Genomic DNA, 20,866 nt, shown 5'->3' on the forward strand with positions numbered 1-20,866 from the left:
TATCAAATTCATATTTGTTTAAGCAAACTCTGATGGAAATGACAAAAGAAGAGAAATCCTCCTATCCCTTTACTGCCAAGAGTTTCAAGGGGATTAAATATATTTTGGCATAAGGATTGTATGAATAAAGGGAGAAGCCAAGAAAAAAAGGAGGCAAAAATGAGACGAATTATACAGCAGATGCAGCGAATTTCGGCAGGAATATTCCTCTTACTATTTCCAATGTTGGCCTTTACCGCTCCGACCGGTTTCGGGGGCATGGCCTATTCCTTATTTCAGGATGAAGTCGAATGGGAAATGATTCAGTCATCCCGGGAAAATATGATTGAAACGAACAATTTAAATTCAGCGCTGCACCGAATAAGCGTACAGGTCCGTGCGAAATCGGCACTATCAAGTTTTTATTCGCCGGTGTCTGAAGGTGCGATGAATCTCTTTATCGCCCAGGTGGAAGATGATATGGTTGCCAGGAATCACGGGAATTCCATGGACGAGGCACTGATTTTCGATGCACTGCAATCCGTGACGAAATCATTGAAGAATGGTCACGAGGAGAATCCCGGTTACGGAAACCGTGTCCTGTACGATTCAGAAATACAGCTTTTACTCTATGAGGTTGAAGAAAAAATGGTAAAAGAAGCCCACCAACAATATTTTGAGAACAGTATAATTGACCGCGCTTTACGCGAACTCGCAACGAGCCAGCGATCTGCTGAGAACGATGATACCTCCTTAACCCAATACGAAGAGGCAGAGGTTCCGCAAAAATCCCTCAGATTTCACCGGTAAATATTTTCCTCATGAAGGTCACCCTTTCTCAGGATTCTGTTCGTTCCAGTGTCACTAAACAGTTACTTTGTAGTCCGCGAAATTATCAGCTAAAATTCTGACATTCAGGTTCGGCGGCCGGAGAGAAAGCCGCTGATCCTGGTAATTCTTCCTCCGTATTTTCCGCGTATGGTTTTTATTTGGATGTCACCAGATTTATCTTACTAGACTCACTGTGTAAAGCGCTCCTCGTAAGGGATTGAACCAATTCCTATATCAGATTGATATGTGCACATATCAATATCATATGAATTTGGACTGAAATTATGGACTACGGAAAACAACCAAAGCTAGGTAATACACTGATATAAAAGGGTATAAGGAGTTTGAATGAATGGTTGGCATGTCAGTTGCGTTAGTATGAAGTGAATTTGAAAATGATTGTCTGGTTGAAAGGAGAATAAAAAATGAAACGGGTTATGAATCAAAGCAGACGCAGTCTCAGCCTTGTTGGAACTTTTGGTGTGTTGAGCCTGGCGGTGATCCTTCTGGCGCCGATCCCACAAGTGGGAGAAGCTGCTAGTTCCGGAACGCCTGATGAGCAGAACAAACGTCAACAGTATCGGATACAAATTTTTTCTGAAATTTTTGATGATCCCATTTTGGCCAATTTATATGCCCGGGCCACCGGGCTGCCTGGATATGCAGTGGCGGTAACCGTTGATTCTACTGGCGACACGGTTGATGTTGAAGTCGACCTTGAGCGGGAATTACAGCGTATGCGAGAAGAATTACGACGAGCACAGGAGGAATTAGAGCGACTCGATCCCGACGTACGTAAACAGATGGATATCGATCTGAACCAGATGGAACAGAATATGGAGCAGGCGCTTCAATCGCTGGAAGATCCGGAATTCATGCAAAAGATGGATAGTTTGAGTAACATCGACGTCCGGATAACGCGCCGGGATTCGCGCCCGTTTCTGGGGATTTCCGTTGCCGATCTGGATTTCAAGGATGCGTACGAACGCCATTACGATTATAACTATGGCGTGCTGGTCACCGGTGTAGTGGATGGAACGCCGGCAGACGAAGCCGGCCTTCGTAAGGGCGATATTATTATGGAATTTAACGGAGGCAAAGTGCGATATCGCGGCGTACTGAAGAATATGATAGACAGCAAAAATATAGGCGATAAAATCCGGGTGAAATACTTTAGGGATGAAGAAATTATTACCACCACACTGACTCTGGAGCCACGCGCTCCGCGTATTCCGGATTTGCCCCATTCAGAAGAGGCCGAAGGAGACGACGAATCGATGGATAAAGAAGACTGGGGTGAAGTCGATTGGGATGAAGATTGGGAAAGTGATTGGGACGGATTCCAGGAAGGTTTTCTTTCGAAAGGATACGGTGGTGGTGGCTGGATACCAGTGTATTCCATGGTGGATTTAGGCGATATCAACGGCGTAATTGGTGACCTGGGATTTACTCAATTACCGGAAAGCGGCATCCTGATGCATGGCGGTGGTGGTCAGGGTCCAATCGGTAAAGGCTGGTTCATCGGTGGGATGGGAGCGGGATACAGCTTTGACCGGAGAAATAACACCACCCATCGACGGATGAAGTTTTCAACTTCCTATGGCGGTGTCACACTGGATAAACGGTACCGGCCGACGGATAATTTTGTCATTGCTCCCGGACTGGTGCTTGGGGGGGCTGGCGTCGAGTTGGAGGTGGCCCAAACTCAGGGCGACGTTATCTGGGATAGCCTGGGAACAAATTTAACTGGTAGCGGCAATAGTTATCTCCACATGAAAAAGAATTATCTGCTGGTGAATCCACGGGTGACCTTCATGTACAGGTTTCTGCCATGGCTGGCGCTGCGAACTGAAGTTGGGTATGCTCTTGGCATGTCATTCAAGTCCGGCTGGGAAGCACAGATGGGTGGCGATACTTATGAAATAGAAGGGTCACCAAATAGTAATTTTTATCATGGTCCGATGATTAGCATCGGTCCCTGGTTTGGATTCTAATCACTTCTGGAATTGTTAATCTGATGGGATCTATAGAAGGAGAAAGTATCATGAAAACGATAAACGGACGGACCAAAAAGGGTCAAAGGCTTTTAAGGGCGACGGTGATGGTATTCTGTCTGATCTTTGTTGCCGCGATGAACCCGTTGGCAGGACAGACCATAATCGTCAAGTCCTCATCCGGGGATTTCGCCAATCAGCAGTCGGATATTAAACGTAAGGTTATCGGAAGCGATAGTTCAACCATTCGCATTGGCATTGAATCTTCTTCCGATGAGCGGCCGTTATTCGGTGTCTTTTTGGATGATCTGGACTTTGAGCAGGCGTATAAAATGCATTATGATTACACCTATGGTGTATTGGTGGACGGCGTGGTTTCCAGCGGTGCGGCGGAACAGGCCGGCCTCATGGAAAACGATATCATTATGGAATTCGATGGAAAAAAAGTTCAACATGAGGATCATTTGGTTCGCATGATTCGGAGTAAGCGCGTCGGAGATCCGGTCGAGGTAAAATATTTCCGGGATGGGCATGTCAAAACAACAAGCGCTATCTTGCAGGGCAAAGAGAGTAAGGAGCAACCAAAGCCCCAGAAATCCGAATTTTGGACGCGGGATGCGGGTAACGGCGGATTAACATTTTATGCCTCGTGGTACGAACCAGACCACGAGCCGATATCGCAGCTGCTGTCCGATATGGGGTTTTCGGATGTGCGGTCTGATCCGCCGGTTGGTGGCGGAGACCTGGGACTGCTGATGCGAGGATTCCATGTACAGTTTGAAGGCGATAACAACTGGCTCTGGGGATTCGACTTCAACGATTACGAAAGCAATCGCCGGGCCGCGACCAACGCAAACCGGAGGCTGGATTACGAATTCGGTTACTGGGGATTTACCATGGATAAACGGATCCCGATTATTCATCATCTGATACTGAGTGGCGGATTTACCGCCGGATTCGCGTCCTACGATCTCAAGATGTATGAGATGCAGGAAAACTATCGCTGGGGCGATCTGAACCAGCAGATGGCGAACTCGGTAAACAATTATATGCATTTGCAGAAAAAGTACCTCATGGGGCAGCCCCGGGCTTCAGCAATTGTGCGGTTCACGGACTGGCTTGGGGTCCGCGGTACCGTGGGATACATGCTTGGATACTCCTATCACACCCGGTGGAACGCCCATGTGGTGGATGATAATATCGAAGTGGAAAATTCTCCGGAAACCTCCATAAACGGATTAACCTATTCCGTGGGGCTCTGGTTCGATTTCTTCTAAAAGGACCCAGACTGAGCCCTGACTTACAACGTTCCAAGGATATGAAAAGCCGTCCCGGTGAGACCATCACTGGGACGGTCTGCATGAAGGCGGCACTCCTGGTAAAGAATCCGTTGGCAAACGGGTAAATCTTCATGATATTAATATGATTCAAATGAATAATTGTCACAGGTGGTGGCACGCCGGAAACCGGAAGAGTTAATCGCCGCAATGTTCGAAACCCTGGCACAAAAAGTAGCGACAACTGCAATTACCATTGGCTCCCTCTTTTTTACCTCCATCGCCGGGACAAACGCCATATTTAACAACCCGGAAGTGGATGTGAAAGGGAGTAAAATTACAGTCACTACCGAGCTCCGGGATTGCTACACCGAAGAGCTGGATCGGCTTTTTCAATCAGGGCAACCGGTGCGCTTTTACTTCCGGGTTTCCATTCGGGAAAACCAAAACGACAAAGTCCTGATTGTCAAAGATTTCTACCATCAGATTAAGTATAGCCTCGTCGACGGTTATTATCAGATTTACTTTTCCGAGACCGATGAAACTATTAACACGGTTACGCTGGAAGAAGCTCACCAGGAGATGGCATCTATAGATAATTATGAGGTGGTGGACGCCGAATTCCTGGACGGGAACAAGCGATACTATTTTCATATGACGGCCTATATGAAAAATATCCGGCTGCCGGGTATGCAGGAAGAAATAAACCTGATGAGCTACTGGAAAGGTGTCGAGCCAACCATTAAGTCGAACCCGTTTGATAAATCGGTCCTGGCGTTATGAGAAAACTGATCCCGTCGTTCCGTATGCAGATTATTCTGCTGGTGACTGTGCTACTGACGGCGTCAGTACTGGTCTTCAGGAGCTATTTCCTCGACAGTTTTCGCACCTACCAGTCCCAGATTGAATACCTGGAGCTGGAATCCAAGGTGAACACCATATACCAGGAATACAAAGACAATTTGTCTCAGGAGGAAGCGGAAGCCTTCAAGAACGAGGTGGAAAACCTCCTCATCGATGTACGACAGATTGAACTGGCCGGCGACTTCTTTGAACGGGAAATCCAGGTCTACTCCATCTTTATCTTTGTGTTCCTGATACTGACGGTGCTGATTATTTTTCTTATCTCCTTTGGACTCATTACCCGTCCACTGGCCCGATTGCAGGACGCGACCCGGGAACTCGCAGCCGGTAATCTGGATATTCAGGTGAAGGAAAGCCCGTTTTCTCCGATAAATGACCTCATTGTCTCCTTTAATGCGATGACCGATGAGCTCGTGGAGAACCGAAACAAGCTCCTGGAAGCCGAAAAGGAGATGATGTGGCGCGAAATGGCTCAGGTGATGGCGCATGAAATAAAAAATCCGCTGACACCGATCCGTCTTCAGACCCAGCGCCTGGAGAATAAATATCTGATGGGCAGCGAAGATTTAGACAAGGTGTTCAGTGAGGTCATGAATATCGTGAATGAGGAGGTGGATAATCTCCAGTCACTGGTGAATCAGTTCCGGGATTTTGCCAGGATGCCCTCGGCGAACTTTGAGGAGTATAGTCTGAAAGATCAGCTCCGTGAAATCGTAATGCCGTATGAAAATGAAGTCGAAATCGAATGCGATGTACAGGAGGATTTGCCCCTGTTCTACGGTGATAAAATGCAGATGAAGCAGGTGTTCGTGAATCTGGTGCAAAATGCTATCCAGTCCATGGACGGCCAAGCCGACGGTTACCTCACAATTCATGCGGAATATGCCGATCCGAATTTTTTAATTACCGTGGAAGACAACGGCAGCGGTATTACCGATGAAGATATGGAAAATATCTTTAAACCGTATTTCACCAAGAAGAAAAAAGGAACGGGACTCGGTTTAGCCATCGTAAAACGGATCGTCCAGAGCCACGAAGGGACAATTGAGGTGGACAGCGAACCGGGCGAAGGTACCAGATTTACAATCGAAATCGGCCTGTCGCCGGAAAGCCGGAAGAAGTACGGGAATATTGAAACTTGAAACTCGAAACTTGATACTGGTGCTCCGCAATAACATCACTTACCTTTTGGTACTTCGGTGCATATAAATCAAGAATTGCAATGAAAGAAATCCACGAATTGGATGTGTATCAGTTGGCTGAGAAATTAGCGGATAAGGTATGGTACAATTTCGATGAATGGCCAGTGAAAGCTCAAAATACCATTGGATATCAGATTATTCGATCTGCCGATAGTATAAGTGCCAATATATCCGAAGGATATGGGCGATATACACCAAAAGAGAGAAAGTTGTTTTATAGGTACGCAAGAAGTTCTTTTGAAGAAACAAAATGTTGGTTGCGGAAACTAATCCGTAGAGACTTGATCACTGAAGAAGATGCAGTATATTTCAGAGATATTATTGACGAATTAGGCCCGAAACTGAATGCGTTCATTAATTCAACTCGATAATTCACCAATTTCGAGTTTCCAGTTTCAAGTCACCAATTCCGGAGGGAATCCATGAAAGTACTGGTAGTCGATGATGAAAAAAACATCCGTATCTCCCTGGGGAGCATCCTGGAGGATGAGGGATACGAAGTCCTCACTGCCGAAACCGGCGAAGAGGGACTGGAAGCCATTGAAAAGTCCGCCATTGATCTGGTGCTGTTGGACGTGAAGCTGCCCGGTATGGACGGAGTGGAAGTCCTGGAGCAGATCCTGGAGCGGGACGAAGATATGGATGTTATCATGATTTCCGGTCACAGCGATATCAGTATCGCCGTTAAAGCTATCAAGATAGGCGCGTACGATTTTATGGAGAAGCCGCTCTCCCTCCCAAAGATTGTGGTGGCGGCCCGGAATATCGCCGAAAAACAGCGGCTGTATCAACGGTTTCGCCAGGAAAAGGAAGAACTGGACGATCAGTACCGTATTGTTGGTGAATCCCCGCAGATCGAAAAAGTTCGGGAACTCATTGACAAGGTGGCGAAGCAGGAATCCAAGGTGCTGATTCGCGGCGAAAGCGGCACCGGGAAAGAACTGGTGGCCTACGCCATCCATGCCAACAGTGCCCGGAAGCACGGGCCGTTCGGCAAGTTTAACTGTGCAGCCATTCCAAACGAACTGGTTGAAAGCGAACTATTCGGACACGAAAAAGGCGCCTTTACCGGAGCGGATAAGCGGAAACTCGGTAAACTCGAGCTGGCCGATGGAGGCACTCTGTTTTTGGATGAAATCGGCGACATGAATCTGGATGCCCAGGCCAAGGTGCTCCGGGTGATCCAGGAGGGCAAATTCGAGCGGGTCGGCGGCAACGAAACTATCGATATCGATGTCCGGATTCTGGCGGCGACGAACAAAGATCTGGAAAAGATGATCGAGAACGGAACCTTCCGGGAAGATCTGTTTTATCGATTAAATGTTATCCCCATCGAAATACCGCCACTCCGGGATCGGGAAGGCGATATAGACATCCTGCTGGATTACTACCTTGGCTACTTCGCCAACGATCTCAAAACCGAGCCGAAGCAAATTTCCGAAGAGGCCCGGAAGCTGCTTCGGAAGTACGAATTCCCCGGTAACATACGTGAGTTACGAAATCTGGTGGAGCGGATGTACATCCTGACCAGCGGTGAAACTATCGAGGCGAGCGATGTACGCCCGAGTTTAACCCAAGATGGCAAGGTTGCAGACGGATCGTATTCCTTTCTGGAGACCAAAGATTTTTCGGAGGTCAGAAAAGAATTTGAGGTTTTTTATCTGGAAAAGCAGCTGGATAAGTTCGACTGGAACATCAGCGAGGTGGCCGACCATCTTGGGATGGCTCAGCCAAACCTCTCACGGAAAATCAAGCAGCTGGGGATTGAAAAAGAGTAAAAATCAGTGTAATAGTGTTCAGGTGTTCAGGTTAAAAATCGTGTTATTGTGTTCCTGTGTTAACGTGTTATAGTTTCGGGTTTTATTAATCTTAATCATAATCGCTTTTATGAGTTGTTTGTTGAGTATTGTTTTTCCAGTCTCCCGTCTCCGGCCTCCGGTTTCCGGTCAGTTTCCCCCTATGCCCGTTTCCCTATTCCTTTCCCCCCCCTTCTTGCCGTTCCCGGCTCATCGCCCGCTCCCGGTCAGTGGCTTCCAGTGCTTCCGGTTCGCACTTTTTCTTCTTTGGCGAAAACAGGTACGCTAACCCGAAAATGACACTATTAGTTACTACTATTGTTGCGCCAGAGGGCAAATCGAAATAGTACGAAAGTAGCATCCCCAGGGTGGTAGAGAGTATCCCAAAGACAATAGCCCAGATCATCATAATGCCAATACGGTGTGTCAGTTGATACGCCGCGGCCGCCGGAATGACGATAAGCGCAAACACCAGGATAACGCCCACCGCTTTCAGTGAAACCACAACCGTTAGTGACGTCATAAGCAGGAAACCGGAGAAAATAGGGGTGACCGGAATTCCGCTGGCCCGGGCCAGCACTTCATCGAATGTGATGAAGTGCAGCTCTTTGAACAGGCCGCCGATATAGGCGAAGGTGACGACTGCAACGGCAATTATTGCATAGATATCGGTGGCGGTGATGCTCAGGATATTGCCGAAAAGATACCCCATTACCTCGGCGTTATACGACTCCATCAGTCCAATGAAGATGATGGCCAGCGCCATGGTCAGCGAGAAGAACATCCCGATGGCGGCGTCGTATTTGAGTTCACCGTATCGCTCGATGAGGTCAATAAGTCCCGTGGAGATAATGCTGAAGAGAAATGCCATTAGTAGTGGATTGGTACCAGTCAGAAAACCGAATGTTACGCCGGCAAATGCGGCATGCGCGATACCGGCACCGATGAAGGACAATCCCCGGAGCACCAAAAAGACACCAACCGTGGATGCCAGAGATCCCACGAGGATCGCCGCGATGAAGGATCGGAGTAGAAAGTCGTACTGGAGAAAATCAAACATGGCTGTCGCTCACAATTACGCACGGTGAGCCGTCTTCAAGACAAATAACCCGTACTGCCTGCCCGTATACTTTTGAGAGAATATCTTCCCGGATGATCTCATCGCTGGGACCGAATGCGTGGAGGGTCTTATTCAAATACATCACCCGATCGACCCGGCCGACGAGATGATTGACGTCGTGGGTAATGAATAGGACTGTCAAGTCGAGCTGCTGATGGAGTCTGGTGATGAGTTCGATGAGCCGGATCTGGGTGCCGGGATCGATAGCGGAGGTTGGCTCGTCCAGCAGCAGAAGCTTGGGATTGCTTACCAGTGCCCGGGCCAGAAACACCCGCTGTTGCTGTCCGCCGGACAGGTGGCCGATGGGTTCGTGGATAGCATCCCGCATTTCCACCATTTCCAGGACTTCCCTGACGCGCTTGTCATCTTCCCTGGTCGGTCTACGAAATAATCCCAGTTTACTGTATATTCCCATCATCACGATATCTTCCACCAGTCCGGGCACGGTGGGATCGAGGCTATCCCGCTGTGGCAGATATCCAATGGATCCCCGGATCTCTTTCAGCGAAGAGGTAACTTTGGAGCCATCGACGATGATTTCGCCGTTGAACAGGGACTGTAACCCAAGGATGCCGAGGAAAAGGGTGGTTTTGCCGGAACCGTTGGGCCCGATGATACCAATGAATTCACCGGGATGCACTTCGGCAGTGATGTTCTTTAGCGCGAGGCGGTCGCCATACGCAATGGAAACATTCTGGAACCGAATGAGCGGATCACGCATTATTCGGATAACTCGCCGTGGGAAAGTTGATCGGCGTTGTACCAGATCAGATCAATATAGGTGTCGACATACGGTGTACCGTTAATTAGCGGACTCATCTCAACTATGTCCACGCCGGATTCGGCGCTCAGTGTTTTGGGAAGCCGATCGCTGAATTGCGGCAACCGGATGATGGCAAAGATTTCTCCGGTATCCAGTTGATCGGATAGTTTCGTCATGGCTCTGGCGGACGGTTCTGTCCCCGGATGATCCACAATATGGGCGGCAGGTGTGATATCGAAGGCACTGAAGAAATAATCGAGTCCGGGAGTCTGGACTATCACCTGCTCCCCTGCCAATGGTGCCAGTTTGTAACCGACATCCTGGTAGAGTATATCCAGCTCCCCTATAAATTGTTCGGCACGTGCCCGGAACTGTTGAGCGGAATCCGGCAAAACTTTCTGAAGTTCTGGCAGAATGACCTGAACGATGGATTTTGTGATCCGCGGATCCATCCAGATGTGCGGGTTATCACCGTGGATGAGCAGGGAGTCGCCGGCCAAGCTGTCCGCAACCGTGATAAGCGGAGTCGATTTTCGCTTGAGTCCGGATTTCACCTGGTCCGCCCACCCCTCTAGTCCCATGCCGTTAAAGACGATGAGGTCGGCATCCTGGATCAATTTTGCTTTGCTGCCGGAGAGATCGAGTGTGTGTGGATTTTCCATGCCGGAAACCAGGCTTTTCACCTGGCAGGCCTCACCGACGATGTTTTGGACAAGGTCCTGATAGACGGAGATGCTGGTAACGATTACCGGAGATTCATCCGGTTCCTTCTTTTGGCATCCCAGGAGAAGCAAGCCCATCAGGGCGAATATGAGCAGGAATTTTTTCATTGGAAAAAGGTACTGAGTTTTTTCGCAGAGCGCAAAGTATTTGAACGTTTCACGTTTACGAGGACTTGTAACTTTTCTCTGCCGCAGTTAGATTCATCCTCGTTGTTGGAAATAATTTTGATGAGGAGGAAAGCCAGTGGAAACCGGTACCGTGAAGTGGTTTAACGAATCCAAAGGATTCGGATTCATCCAGCGCGAGGGCAAAGAGGATGTATTCGTGCATTTTTCCGCTATCCATTCCGAAGGGTATAAAACCCTGAACGAAGGGCAGCAGGTGGAGTTTGAGGTGGTGAAAAGCCAAAAAGGCGTGCAGGCCTCCAACGTACAGATTATCGAAGAATAGTTCATTTCTCTGCGGCAATTTACCAAAGACGATTTATGACCTCACTGAAGGAACAACTCCGACAGGAATTCAATGACTGGGCCGATGCCGGTCGAGGCGACGGCATGCGTGATGGTCACTGGGATATGACGATCCAGACCATCGATAAAATGAAACTCACCGGACACGAGACCGTGCTGGATTTGGGCTGCGGCAACGGCTGGACGGTCCGGGAGCTGGCGAAGCGGCTACCGGGCGGCAAAGCAATCGGAATCGATATCTCCGATAAAATGATCGCCGAAGCCCGGGAGAAATCCATCGAGTTCGACAATACTGAATTTTATGTCTCCAGCGCAGATGCCCTTCCGCTGGTAGATGAGTCGTTTCAGCACGTTCTCAGCGTCGAATCGTTTTATTATTATCCCGATTTGGAACCGGTGTTGGCGGAACTTTTGCGGGTACTCCGTCCCGATGGCAGGTTCTGGTGTGTAGTCGATCTCTATAAGGAAAATCCATACAGCATGACCTGGCCGGAGAAGTTGAACGTTCCCGTCCATGCGCTGGGCGAATCCGATTACCGCAATATCTTTGAGGGATACGGTTTTCGCATTGCGGCACAGGAAAAGGTTGTGGACCGGCGTCCGGTGGACGAAGATCGCTTCAAGCCGGGTTGGGGGACGCCCACCTTTGAGGATTATAAGGAATACAAAGCGTTAGGAAGCCTATTGACCGTGGCAAAAAAGCCTGAGTGATCGTAGGCTGGATTACAATAGTGTCTCTATAGAATTGCGTATTATTTCTTCAGCAATTATATTGGTTTTTCATTTCCAGGCTCCATATTGGTGCAAGACGATTGCTTCAAAGCGAGCGTTCAAATAAGCCAAACACAAGGAGATAAACCATGAGAAAATATATACCTGCATTCGTGATCGCCATCGCAGTGGGGCTGATCAGTCTCGGCACGGTGGCACAGGGCGGCGAAAAGACATCCGAGGTTTCCATCGAGGGAATGATATGTGAGGCATGTGTCAATAAGGTGGAAAGCGCCGTAAAAAAGGTCGATGGCGTAAAAGCCGTCAACGTCGACCTGAAGACGAACTCCGCCCAGGTAACTTTTGCTTCCACCGCCAATATGGCCTCCGTGGAACAGGCCGTAGCTGACGCGGGATACACTGTGAAAACCGCTGAAGCGCAGAAGACGATGAAATCTTCCGAAGGTGCAACCTGCGGCGCGAGTAAAGCCAGCGCCAAGGAAGCAAGCACGAAAAGTGCCGATGCAAACGCTGGCGCCACATGCAGCGACAAATCCAAGGCATCCGCCAAGGAGACCGGTAAGGAGATTTAGCCTTACAGAGAAGAACATTTCCAATGAAAGGGCGCTCGCAAGAGCGCCCTTTTTTATATCCTGCCTGCTCGTTATTTTGACATCTCAACAGAAAATAAATCACAGGAAACGGTATGAATCCAGAAGAGGCAAGACAGTTTTTCCCGGCAGTGGATGAACGACTCTATCTGAACCATGCGGCCAGCTCTCCGTTTTCCACCAGAGTACGAGATGCTATTGCCATATATCATGAGAACCGCACTGAAGGCACCCTTGACGACTACAAGCAGGATTTAAAGGAAGTAAAAGATCTGCGGAAAAACCTGGGGCAGTTAATTCAGGGTCAGCCGGATCGCATTGCCCTCACTGGGAATACCTCCCACGGATTAAATATCGTCGCCCAGGGATTTCCCTGGAAACCGAAGGATGAAATCCTGTATAGTAGCATGGAATTTCCGGCCAATGTGTATCCCTTTTTGAATCTGAAAAAGCGGGGCGTCGTAGTCCGGGAAATCCCGGCGAACGAAGGCCGGCTCAAAGTCGAAGATATCGAGGAATACGTGACTGACCAGACACGGATGCTGACTTTGTCATACGTTCAGTATTTGAATGGTTACCGGGCAGATTTGCGGTACATCGGGACGTTCTGCCGGGAAAACAATATCGCCTTTGTTGTGGACGGCATCCAGGGACTCGGCGCCATGCCGCTGAACGTGAGCAATCTGCCGGTGGATGCGGTGGCCACCGGCGGGCACAAGTGGCTCATGTCCCCAAAGGGTACCGGCTTTATATATCTGACGAAAGAATTCCAGGAACGACTTGATATGACGTATCTCGGGTGGCTCAGTGTTCGGGAACCGTTCGAATTTCACAACTACGATCAGCCGGTCAAGGGCGAGGCGGCCCGTTACGAACTGGGAACACCCAACCAGACCGGTATCTATGGGATGAACGCCGCCGTACAATTACTGCTGGAAGTGGGCATCAACAACATCAGTCTGCATATCTTGGATATTACAGAATATTTGCGCTCGGGATTGCGGGATGCCGGATGCGAGATTTTGACACCGTTCGAAGACGGCGAGCGCGCCGGAATCGTGTTGTTTTCGTGCGGTAATCCAGACGAGAATCAGCGAATTTTTAACGCACTCTTGGAGAAGAAAGTAACCATTTCATTCCGGGATGGAACCCTCCGCGTGGCGCCGCATTTTTACAATACCCGCGCGGATATGGATCGTTTCCTGGAATTGTTGGAGGAGGTACGATAATGGGACAGCACTATATTTTAGACGGCTATAACGTCATTCATGCCATTTCAAAACTGATGCAGGCACTGGACGTCAGCGCCAAAGAAGCACGCCGGCAGCTGCGGGAACACGTCCACTCTTATTGCAACACCGGTGAGATTACCGCAACTATCGTGTACGATTCCCGGACTATGCCGAACATGTTCGACGATTATCAGGATGCGGATCAGCCGCATGTTGTTTACGTGAGTAACAGCAGCGATGCCGATGACTTTATTATCCGGGAGGCGGAGAAACAAGCCAACCAGAATACTACCATTGTTACCAGAGATAACAAGGTCGGCCAGATGGCCTCCGGCGCCGGCTGCTCGGTGATGACGCCGAGGGAGTTCTTTGACTTCACGGAGAAGCGACTCGGCGGGCGCAGCGGCTCACGGCCCCGCAAGTATTCCGATCACAAAATGTCCCAGGACGAAATTGAACAGTGGAAGGACCTGTTTAAGGCGGAGGAATGATTGGGATGTACCTCTTATGATTGTTTAATATGCTGAGGTGATTCGAATTTTCCGCCTTAGAATGAGATTCAAAGGCTGTATTACCTTCCCGTCACAAAGGTGCCGCACACCACCTGTCGGCGACCCGTTATGGGATCACCGACAGAAGACCTCGCAGTCATTCCGAGCGGAACGCCGCTCAGGATGACTGGTTTTTTTACCCTCACCAATCCCGCCTCGCAATGAGATTGCGAGGCTATAACAACAGGTGCTCCCGCCGCCGATCGCTGACAGCGTCGGTGGCGGTCATTAAATTACACACGACCACTGTCGGCGACGCTGAAAGCGGTCACCGCCAGGACGGGATCGCCCGGGCTGACGAGTTTTTTCACTTCTATCGGAAGCCTACCCCACCTGCTCATAAATTAATTGCAAGCCGTATAGGGTCAAATCCGGGTTGTACTCCCGGGCATCTTCGATGTGCGGCAGCAGAAGTTTCCCGATACCGCCGGTGACGATAACATCCATATCATCGGTTCCCAGTGAATTCCGAATACGCCTGATCATACCGTTGATGGAGTCCACAGCACCGTAGAGGATGCCGGACTGCATGCTCTCCTCGGTATTGGTGCCGATGACCTTCTCAGGGAAGTGTAGGTCTACTTTGAACAACCGGGCCGCCTTGGAAAACAGATCCCGGGCGGAAATCTCAAATCCCGGCATAATGATGCCGCCCATGTAGTCGCCATTTCCGTTGAGCACATCGAACGTGGTTGCGGTACCGAAATCCAGAATCACCTGGGGCAGATCATACAATGCTTTCCCGGCGATGGCGTTGCAAATCCGATCCGCGCCGACCTGCTTCGGATCCTCGTAGAGGATATTCAGATCGAGAGGAAGCGAGGCGTCCACAATAACAGGATCTATGGCAAGATATTTCTCCCCCATGGTGGCGAAAACATCTGTCACGTTGGGGACCACCGACCCGATGATCACCGAATCCAGTGCGTCCGGACGAATGCCTTCCTCTTCACAGAGTAGTTTGACGGTGATCCACGATTCGTCCACCGTCCGCGTCATAGCGCTGGTCAGCCGCCAGTGGGTCAGCAGCTCTCCATCGCTGAAAATGCCGAACACCGAATTGGTATTGCCGATATCAATGGCCAGTAACATAATAATCTCCCGGGAATATCAGTGAATTTGCCGGAATGTACGGACATTCCCAAAAAAACTAAACAGTTTGTGTCCCACCGTTGCAATTGCCCGGATTTCTCCGCAAGTTTATTAACGAATTAAATCCAATCACTAACAACCAGCTATCCCAGAGAAGGCGATGAGCAACGATCAGAGTTCACAGGACATTCTCCGAACTGTCTGGAGCGTATTTAAAGAAATACTCAAATATCTGCTCCTGTACCTTGTCTTTTATGCCATTTTGAAGGCACTTATTATGGAGGTACTGGCGTATGACAATGAGGGCGTGGTTGCTCTTACAGCGCTGATTCCGACCCTTCTCATTTATTACCTGATTAAACGGCGATCATCGTAAATTTGGTATCCAGTATTTCCAGCACCTGAATTTTTCTTGCTTCTGTAAATCTTCGGTGATATTGTTTACACGGTACAGCAATTGTTGTTTTCTTCGTAACGGTTTGAGTTCAACGGCGTTACCTATTCTGTAAGATTCGTATTACGCTGCACAATCGTTGGCGTCTATCGTATATCCGGTCTAACCGGTTGCTATAAGTTTCGCTATATAACGACGGGAGTTTCCCGGTGAAGAGATTGCTCATCTCTGCGTTCATAATAGGGTGTAGCGCCGTGGCGTTCGGACAAATCACCATCAGCGAGGTGATGTTTGATCCGACCGGCGATGAGTCCACCGATGAGTTCGTGGAACTCTACAATACGGCGGACTCGGCCGTCTCAGTGTACGCATGGCAGCTATTCGTGGATGGTTCGCCGGAGATGTTGAATGCTCCACCTTGGATTGCGCCACTCTCCACCCCCTCTTATCTAGTTATCAATCCGCACTCTTTTGCAATTATCCTGGACCTCGATTACTGGGACGGCGATCAAACCTACGATTCAATAATTCCGGATTCTGTCAAAGTGATGACCATCGACGACACCCGATTCGGTGTGTACGGGCTTTCCAATTCTACGGGCAGAGAGCTGGTACTAAAGGATTCCATGGATGCAATCGTTTCGGAATATACCTATACACCCGAAAATGACGAGGGATATTCAGATGAGAAAATCGTGCTCGGCGGCGCTAATTCTCCATCAAACTGGGAAGACAGCCGCCAACTCAACGGAACGCCGGGATTTACGAATTCAGTCAGTCCCAGGGATTACGACCTGGCGCTGACAGCTCCCGTCATATGGAGTCCGATGCCGGCGCGGCCAGATACATCTCTGGATATTTCCATCAGAGTGAAAAACGCCGGGGCGAAGTCCGCAGACGCAGCCAGGATTATTTTAAGTGGCGAGGATAAGCTCGGAGTATCTCAAATTCCGAATCTCGCTTCAGGGGATTCCACCCTGACCAAATTTACCATTTCCCTGCCCAGCGGTATCCATGCGTTGATAGCGGAACTGGACTATCCCGGCGATCAGGATACATCGAATAATACAATCACGTTTACCCTCCCGGTCAGATTCCCGGAAAATAGCGTCGTAATCAACGAAATCATGTACGATCCAATCAGCGGGAATCCCGAATGGCTTGAGTTACTCAATACATCCCCGGAAACTATTTCGCTGCTCGAATGGACATTCACAGATGAATCAAATATCCGGGCGACGATAGCGGACGATGCAACGATGTCACCTGAACAGCCTCTTGTTCTTGCCGAATCCGCCGATCTTGGGAATTACGACTATTCGCAAAACTCTGTGTATATCCCTGAAGATTTTCCGAACCTGAATAACGGCAGCGACGGCTTGGTCATCAGAGATGCTTCCGGTGCCGTCATCGATACGGTGTACTACTCCGGAAACTGGGGCGGTGGGGATGGAGTGAGTCTGGAACGGCGGAATCCCTATCTGTCCGGACTGAATCCGGGCAATTGGGCGAGCGCGAGTTCCGGGGTTGAAGCTACCCCGACGACTCCCAACTCCGTCATGGCGGATTCGGTGCAGGTCGAGTTGAAAAACCTGACGATGAAACCCGGCCTGGCTGAACCGGGGGAAAGCTTGACAATAACCGGAACACTCTGCAATACCGGACTTCGATCACTCACCGTCAACTCCGTCGGGGTCTCCGATTACACCGATTCCGCATTCGGCGATATCGATAAACTTGGCAGTATCGCGACCCACGCCCCGCTTGACGTCGGAGATTCCACGGAGTTCCGCTTCGATCTGAGATTCTCCACCCCCGGCTTGCGGCGTGTAGTATTGAGTTGTGAATTGTCCGGCGGGGACGAAGTCACCCTGACGGACACCACAATTCAAGTAAAGTATCCGGAGCCAGTGCTACGTATCAATGAAATTATGTATACCCCGGATGATGGCGAACCGGAGTGGATTGAAATGGTGAACGTCGGCGATAAGCCCGTGAATTTGGCGGGGTGGCAGGTGCGGGATGCCGCAGGCAATACCGCCGGATATTCCCTGTATGACAGACGCGTGAGTCCGGGCCATTACATCGTGATTGCCGGTGACAGCACGCTGACTGAATATTATCTGGATTTGCCGGATTCCCTCATCTGTCCGGTTTCTGATTTTCCCACACTGAATAACTCCGGCGATTCCATGGTGATCATCCCGCCTGCCGGAAAACCACACGACGCCCTGGAATATCAATCCTCCTGGGGCGGAAATGCCGGAGAATCTCTGGAGCGGCGGAATATTTACGCTCCGGCAACTGACGCCTCGAACTGGAGAACCAGCCAATCGGAGGATGGCGCCACACCGGGATTACCGAACAGTATCGCCGTACCGGATCTGGACGCCGGAATTGCCGGGATGACCCTCTCCTCTGCGGAAACTGTTGCAGTGACCGTTCGTAACTATGGACTCCGGAATTTGCCGGATCACACCCTTTCATTATACCGTGATGCAGACGAGGATTCGATAGCGGATTCCAACGAGCTTATCAAAGAGGTCGCTGGAGCCAATCTCTCAACCGGAGATTCCGTCACCCACCGGGTGGTTCTCCCGGACGAACTCCACGGCTACCACCGGTTTTTAGCGGAGATCCGGCTGTCCGGTGATGAGAATCCCGGGAACAACACCGCCTTCACCGCCGGGATATTCGGTTATCCGCCGGAAACGGTGAAAATCAACGAGATCATGTACCGGCCGGAACCGGGCGAGCCGGAATGGGTGGAAGTGTATGTTGCCAGAGATTCCGTGGACTTACGCGGTTTTCGTGTTTGTGATGCCGGGAGTGAATCCCGGATTCCGATTCACGGAAAGCAGCTCTATCATAGCGGGGAGTACGTTGTGTTTGCGAGTGACTCTTCGGTGCTGCAATCGTATCCTCGCAGTGATTTCTCAATCGAAATTCCAGATGAATTCCCGACACTCAACAACGGAATAGATTCTGTCACCATCAGGGACGGCGTCCATAAGATTCAGGAAAAAGTGGAATATACCTCAGATTGGGGCGGCAACGGCGTTTCGCTGGAACGAGTTAACCTGTTTACGGAGGTGCAGCACAGCGATAATTGGGGCGATTCCAATGATGAATCCGGCGCTACGCCCGGGCGGGTCAACAGTATCGCGACGCTGGAATATGATCTTGCCATAGGTTCGGAAAGTTTGACGCCGACTACATCATTGGCACCAGATAAAGAGTGGCAATTGCAAAGCACTATTCGAAATGTGGGATTGAATGCCGCAGATGCGTGTACCATTAATTTTCAGATTAAATCTGCCGTGTCCCCGGCGCAGACTGGCTCCAGACGGATTGAGTTACACCTCGCACACGGTGATTCGGGTGTGATATCGCTGGCGATGCCCGCATTGAAGAGCGGAACGTACACCGTATTATTGGAATTAACCTTCGAACAGGATAGCCGGGAGACCAATAATTTTGCCGAACGTGTAATCAGCGTTCCGTTTCAGGAATCAGCACTGCTATTGACAGAGTTCGCTCCGGTGCCCGGTGAAGGGTGGTCGGAATTCGTGGAGATATACAATCCGGGACCTGATGCTATTGAACTCTCCGGCTGGAAACTCGCAGACAACAGCGCTAAGGCAGAGATAAAAGGAAATTACAATCTCTGGTCAAAGGAATATGCGATCCTGACGCCGGACAGCTCGGTCTTCCGGGAGTTTCGGTTGCCGGATTCGTCAGTATATATCGTCTTGGATCGGTGGCGGAGCCTGAATAACGGTGCCGATGAAATCCGCGTGATTGATCCGGCCGGCGTGACCGTCGATTCCCTGCATTACACTCCGGAGTGGAACATCGCCGCCGGCAAATCGCTGGAACGACGGAGATATTTTACCGGATTTTCTCCGGGTGCCAGTTCGAACGCGGGAAATTGGGACGTCAGTACCTCGGCCTCAGGGGGAACCCCAGGATTCGTGAGTTCGGTGGCAATTTCGGATTCGTATCAAATCAGAGTTGAGCGGATGGACTCGGTGCAATCTGTACCGCCGCTGAATGGCCTGAATCCGGAATACCTGGTTGTTAATACCGGCCTGAAGACCATTAATACCATCGATTTTCAAATCGGGATCGATGAGAACGACGATTTAGTACTCAACCCGGAAGAGATCCAGGGCGATACGAGTCTTGCTTCCCTGGCGCCGGGAGACACGGTTACCGCATGGAGTTCGTTAATTGTTCCGAATCTATCGGGACAACGCCGGCTCATCGGACTGTTCACATTTAATGGTGATACCGTCAGGCACATCTCGAATCTCTGGATTCCGTATCCGCGGCAATCGGTCATATTGAATGAATTTTTACCCGATCCATCGGAAATATATCCTGCGGAGTTCGTGGAAGTAGTAAATACCGGAGACGATACTATTTCTCTGGGAAACTGGCGGTTACTTGTAAACGAACGTAGCGCGGAATTGGATTCCGGTCTCTCTGTGCTACCTGAACAATACGTGGTGATTTCAGAAGATTCACTCTCTATGGACTCTGGCGTTCTCATGGCGCCGGCAGACTGGGCGAATTTGTCCAATGATGGCGGGACAATTCAACTGTTCGATCAGTACGGAAACCTGATGGATTCCCTGGCCTATGACAATCGCTGGGATTTGCAGGCAGGCCGGTCTCAGGAGCGGGTGCATCTTGAGAATGGGGAACACTCGGTGTCGAATTGGCGGACGAGCGTAAGTCCGGACGGCGCGACACCCGGTGTAGAGAACAGCATCTATTACCATCCGGATTCGCTGGCGACCGGATGGACGTTCACGCCACCGACCTTTTCGCCAGATGGTGACGGATTCGATGATTTGTTACAGGTTACTTACCGTGGCGAATTGTCATTGGATTACGTGACCATCCGGATCTTTGATACCGTTGGTCGAAATATCCGGACGCTGGTTCGGGATACGCCTGCTCCGGTGCGGCAGACGTGGCTCTGGGACGGCCGTGATTACGATGATCGCATTGCGCCAATCGGTATCTACATTGTGCACATCGAGTACAAACTATCAGATGGGAACGTCCGGGAAAAGATCGAGACGGTGGTGCTGGCGAAGCGATTGTGATCTTGACGCATAATATCGCTTCGTGGTGTTTACAAACTGAGGTTAAGTGTAGATTAATACTCAGTACTTTTAGTCCGGATATCTTTAGGTGCTATTCCGTATAACCTTTGCTTCTTCTGTCCTATTTAACCGTTTTTAT

Annotated in this window: 18 protein-coding genes; 14 read left to right on the forward strand and 4 right to left on the reverse strand. The window is 49.9% G+C overall.

What is annotated here, in order from left to right:
• Positions 1–159 precede the first annotated feature (159 nt).
• From K9N57_10160 to K9N57_10190, 7 genes are all read left to right on the forward strand, one after another.
• On the forward strand, positions 160–789 hold the full coding sequence (locus tag K9N57_10160) for a hypothetical protein (protein ID MCF7804542.1): 630 nt from the start codon (positions 160–162) through the stop codon (positions 787–789).
• Between the two features lie 446 nt (positions 790–1,235).
• Complete coding sequence (locus K9N57_10165; GenBank protein ID MCF7804543.1) at positions 1,236–2,804, forward strand: PDZ domain-containing protein; 1,569 nt, start codon at positions 1,236–1,238, stop codon at positions 2,802–2,804.
• A gap of 50 nt (positions 2,805–2,854) precedes the next feature.
• A complete protein-coding gene (locus K9N57_10170; protein MCF7804544.1) occupies positions 2,855–4,081 on the forward strand; it encodes a PDZ domain-containing protein in 1,227 nt (408 codons plus the stop codon).
• A gap of 174 nt (positions 4,082–4,255) precedes the next feature.
• Complete coding sequence (locus K9N57_10175) at positions 4,256–4,864, forward strand: DUF4390 domain-containing protein (GenBank protein ID MCF7804545.1); 609 nt, start codon at positions 4,256–4,258, stop codon at positions 4,862–4,864.
• Positions 4,865–4,887: 23 nt separating this feature from the next.
• Positions 4,888–6,087 (forward strand): HAMP domain-containing protein, encoded by a 1,200-nt coding sequence (locus K9N57_10180; GenBank protein MCF7804546.1) that lies wholly within the window; start codon positions 4,888–4,890, stop codon positions 6,085–6,087.
• A gap of 80 nt (positions 6,088–6,167) precedes the next feature.
• The gene (locus K9N57_10185) at positions 6,168–6,518 is read left to right on the forward strand and encodes a four helix bundle protein (GenBank protein ID MCF7804547.1); all 351 of its coding nucleotides are present in this window, start codon (positions 6,168–6,170) and stop codon (positions 6,516–6,518) included.
• A gap of 51 nt (positions 6,519–6,569) precedes the next feature.
• Entirely contained in the window at positions 6,570–7,925 is a 1,356-nt protein-coding gene (locus K9N57_10190) for a sigma-54 dependent transcriptional regulator (GenBank protein MCF7804548.1), read from the forward strand.
• Between the two features lie 193 nt (positions 7,926–8,118).
• Here the strand turns inward: K9N57_10190 and K9N57_10195 are convergent, their stop codons facing one another.
• Genes K9N57_10195 through K9N57_10205 form a run of 3 tightly spaced genes read right to left on the reverse strand, consistent with a single transcriptional unit; the run spans position 8,119 to position 10,656 of the window.
• A complete protein-coding gene (locus tag K9N57_10195; GenBank protein ID MCF7804549.1) occupies positions 8,119–9,003 on the reverse strand; it encodes a metal ABC transporter permease in 885 nt (294 codons plus the stop codon).
• Complete coding sequence (locus K9N57_10200) at positions 8,996–9,784, reverse strand: metal ABC transporter ATP-binding protein (protein ID MCF7804550.1); 789 nt, start codon at positions 9,782–9,784, stop codon at positions 8,996–8,998. The genes K9N57_10195 and K9N57_10200 overlap by 8 nt, the downstream gene beginning before the upstream one ends.
• Complete coding sequence (locus K9N57_10205; protein ID MCF7804551.1) at positions 9,784–10,656, reverse strand: metal ABC transporter substrate-binding protein; 873 nt, start codon at positions 10,654–10,656, stop codon at positions 9,784–9,786. The genes K9N57_10200 and K9N57_10205 overlap by 1 nt, the downstream gene beginning before the upstream one ends.
• Positions 10,657–10,792: 136 nt before the next feature.
• Between K9N57_10205 and K9N57_10210 the strand changes: the two genes are divergently transcribed.
• The 5 genes from K9N57_10210 (at position 10,793) to K9N57_10230 (ending at position 14,064) form a co-directional block, all read left to right on the forward strand.
• Positions 10,793–10,999 carry a cold-shock protein gene (locus K9N57_10210; GenBank protein MCF7804552.1) on the forward strand — a complete coding sequence of 69 codons (207 nt, stop codon included), beginning with the start codon at positions 10,793–10,795 and terminating at the stop codon, positions 10,997–10,999.
• A gap of 35 nt (positions 11,000–11,034) precedes the next feature.
• Positions 11,035–11,730 carry a class I SAM-dependent methyltransferase gene (locus K9N57_10215; protein MCF7804553.1) on the forward strand — a complete coding sequence of 232 codons (696 nt, stop codon included), beginning with the start codon at positions 11,035–11,037 and terminating at the stop codon, positions 11,728–11,730.
• A 149-nt stretch (positions 11,731–11,879) separates the two neighbouring features.
• On the forward strand, positions 11,880–12,323 hold the full coding sequence (locus tag K9N57_10220) for a heavy-metal-associated domain-containing protein (GenBank protein ID MCF7804554.1): 444 nt from the start codon (positions 11,880–11,882) through the stop codon (positions 12,321–12,323).
• Positions 12,324–12,436: 113 nt separating this feature from the next.
• A complete protein-coding gene (locus K9N57_10225; protein ID MCF7804555.1) occupies positions 12,437–13,570 on the forward strand; it encodes an aminotransferase class V-fold PLP-dependent enzyme in 1,134 nt (377 codons plus the stop codon).
• Positions 13,570–14,064 (forward strand): NYN domain-containing protein, encoded by a 495-nt coding sequence (locus K9N57_10230; GenBank protein ID MCF7804556.1) that lies wholly within the window; start codon positions 13,570–13,572, stop codon positions 14,062–14,064. Before K9N57_10225 ends, K9N57_10230 begins: the two co-directional genes overlap by 1 nt.
• 384 nt (positions 14,065–14,448) lie before the next feature.
• Here K9N57_10230 and K9N57_10235 read toward each other — a convergent pair whose 3' ends face one another.
• A complete protein-coding gene (locus tag K9N57_10235; protein MCF7804557.1) occupies positions 14,449–15,216 on the reverse strand; it encodes a type III pantothenate kinase in 768 nt (255 codons plus the stop codon).
• 160 nt (positions 15,217–15,376) lie between these two features.
• Between K9N57_10235 and K9N57_10240 the strand changes: the two genes are divergently transcribed.
• Positions 15,377–15,592 carry a hypothetical protein gene (locus K9N57_10240; GenBank protein MCF7804558.1) on the forward strand — a complete coding sequence of 72 codons (216 nt, stop codon included), beginning with the start codon at positions 15,377–15,379 and terminating at the stop codon, positions 15,590–15,592.
• Between the two features lie 227 nt (positions 15,593–15,819).
• Complete coding sequence (locus tag K9N57_10245) at positions 15,820–20,727, forward strand: lamin tail domain-containing protein (GenBank protein MCF7804559.1); 4,908 nt, start codon at positions 15,820–15,822, stop codon at positions 20,725–20,727.
• Positions 20,728–20,866 lie beyond the last annotated feature (139 nt).

It is taken from the genome of Candidatus Neomarinimicrobiota bacterium (assembly GCA_021734025.1).
Classification (GTDB): domain Bacteria; phylum Fidelibacterota; class JAANXI01; order JAANXI01; family JAANXI01; genus JAANXI01.

Bases quoted from the DNA above. Each gene is read 5' to 3' on its own strand.
- K9N57_10185 (MCF7804547.1), top strand. From the start codon at position 6,168: ATGAAAGAAATCCACGAATTGGATGTGTATCAGTTGGCTGAGAAATTA.
- K9N57_10235 (MCF7804557.1), bottom strand. From the start codon at position 15,216: ATGTTACTGGCCATTGATATCGGCAATACCAATTCGGTGTTCGGCATT.
- K9N57_10240 (MCF7804558.1), top strand. From the start codon at position 15,377: ATGAGCAACGATCAGAGTTCACAGGACATTCTCCGAACTGTCTGGAGC.
- K9N57_10170 (MCF7804544.1), top strand. From the start codon at position 2,855: ATGAAAACGATAAACGGACGGACCAAAAAGGGTCAAAGGCTTTTAAGG.
- K9N57_10195 (MCF7804549.1), bottom strand. From the start codon at position 9,003: ATGTTTGATTTTCTCCAGTACGACTTTCTACTCCGATCCTTCATCGCG.
- K9N57_10200 (MCF7804550.1), bottom strand. From the start codon at position 9,784: ATGCGTGATCCGCTCATTCGGTTCCAGAATGTTTCCATTGCGTATGGC.
- K9N57_10205 (MCF7804551.1), bottom strand. From the start codon at position 10,656: ATGAAAAAATTCCTGCTCATATTCGCCCTGATGGGCTTGCTTCTCCTG.
- K9N57_10225 (MCF7804555.1), top strand. From the start codon at position 12,437: ATGAATCCAGAAGAGGCAAGACAGTTTTTCCCGGCAGTGGATGAACGA.
- K9N57_10180 (MCF7804546.1), top strand. From the start codon at position 4,888: ATGCAGATTATTCTGCTGGTGACTGTGCTACTGACGGCGTCAGTACTG.
- K9N57_10215 (MCF7804553.1), top strand. From the start codon at position 11,035: ATGACCTCACTGAAGGAACAACTCCGACAGGAATTCAATGACTGGGCC.
- K9N57_10190 (MCF7804548.1), top strand. From the start codon at position 6,570: ATGAAAGTACTGGTAGTCGATGATGAAAAAAACATCCGTATCTCCCTG.
- K9N57_10220 (MCF7804554.1), top strand. From the start codon at position 11,880: ATGAGAAAATATATACCTGCATTCGTGATCGCCATCGCAGTGGGGCTG.
- K9N57_10165 (MCF7804543.1), top strand. From the start codon at position 1,236: ATGAAACGGGTTATGAATCAAAGCAGACGCAGTCTCAGCCTTGTTGGA.
- K9N57_10160 (MCF7804542.1), top strand. From the start codon at position 160: ATGAGACGAATTATACAGCAGATGCAGCGAATTTCGGCAGGAATATTC.
- K9N57_10230 (MCF7804556.1), top strand. From the start codon at position 13,570: ATGGGACAGCACTATATTTTAGACGGCTATAACGTCATTCATGCCATT.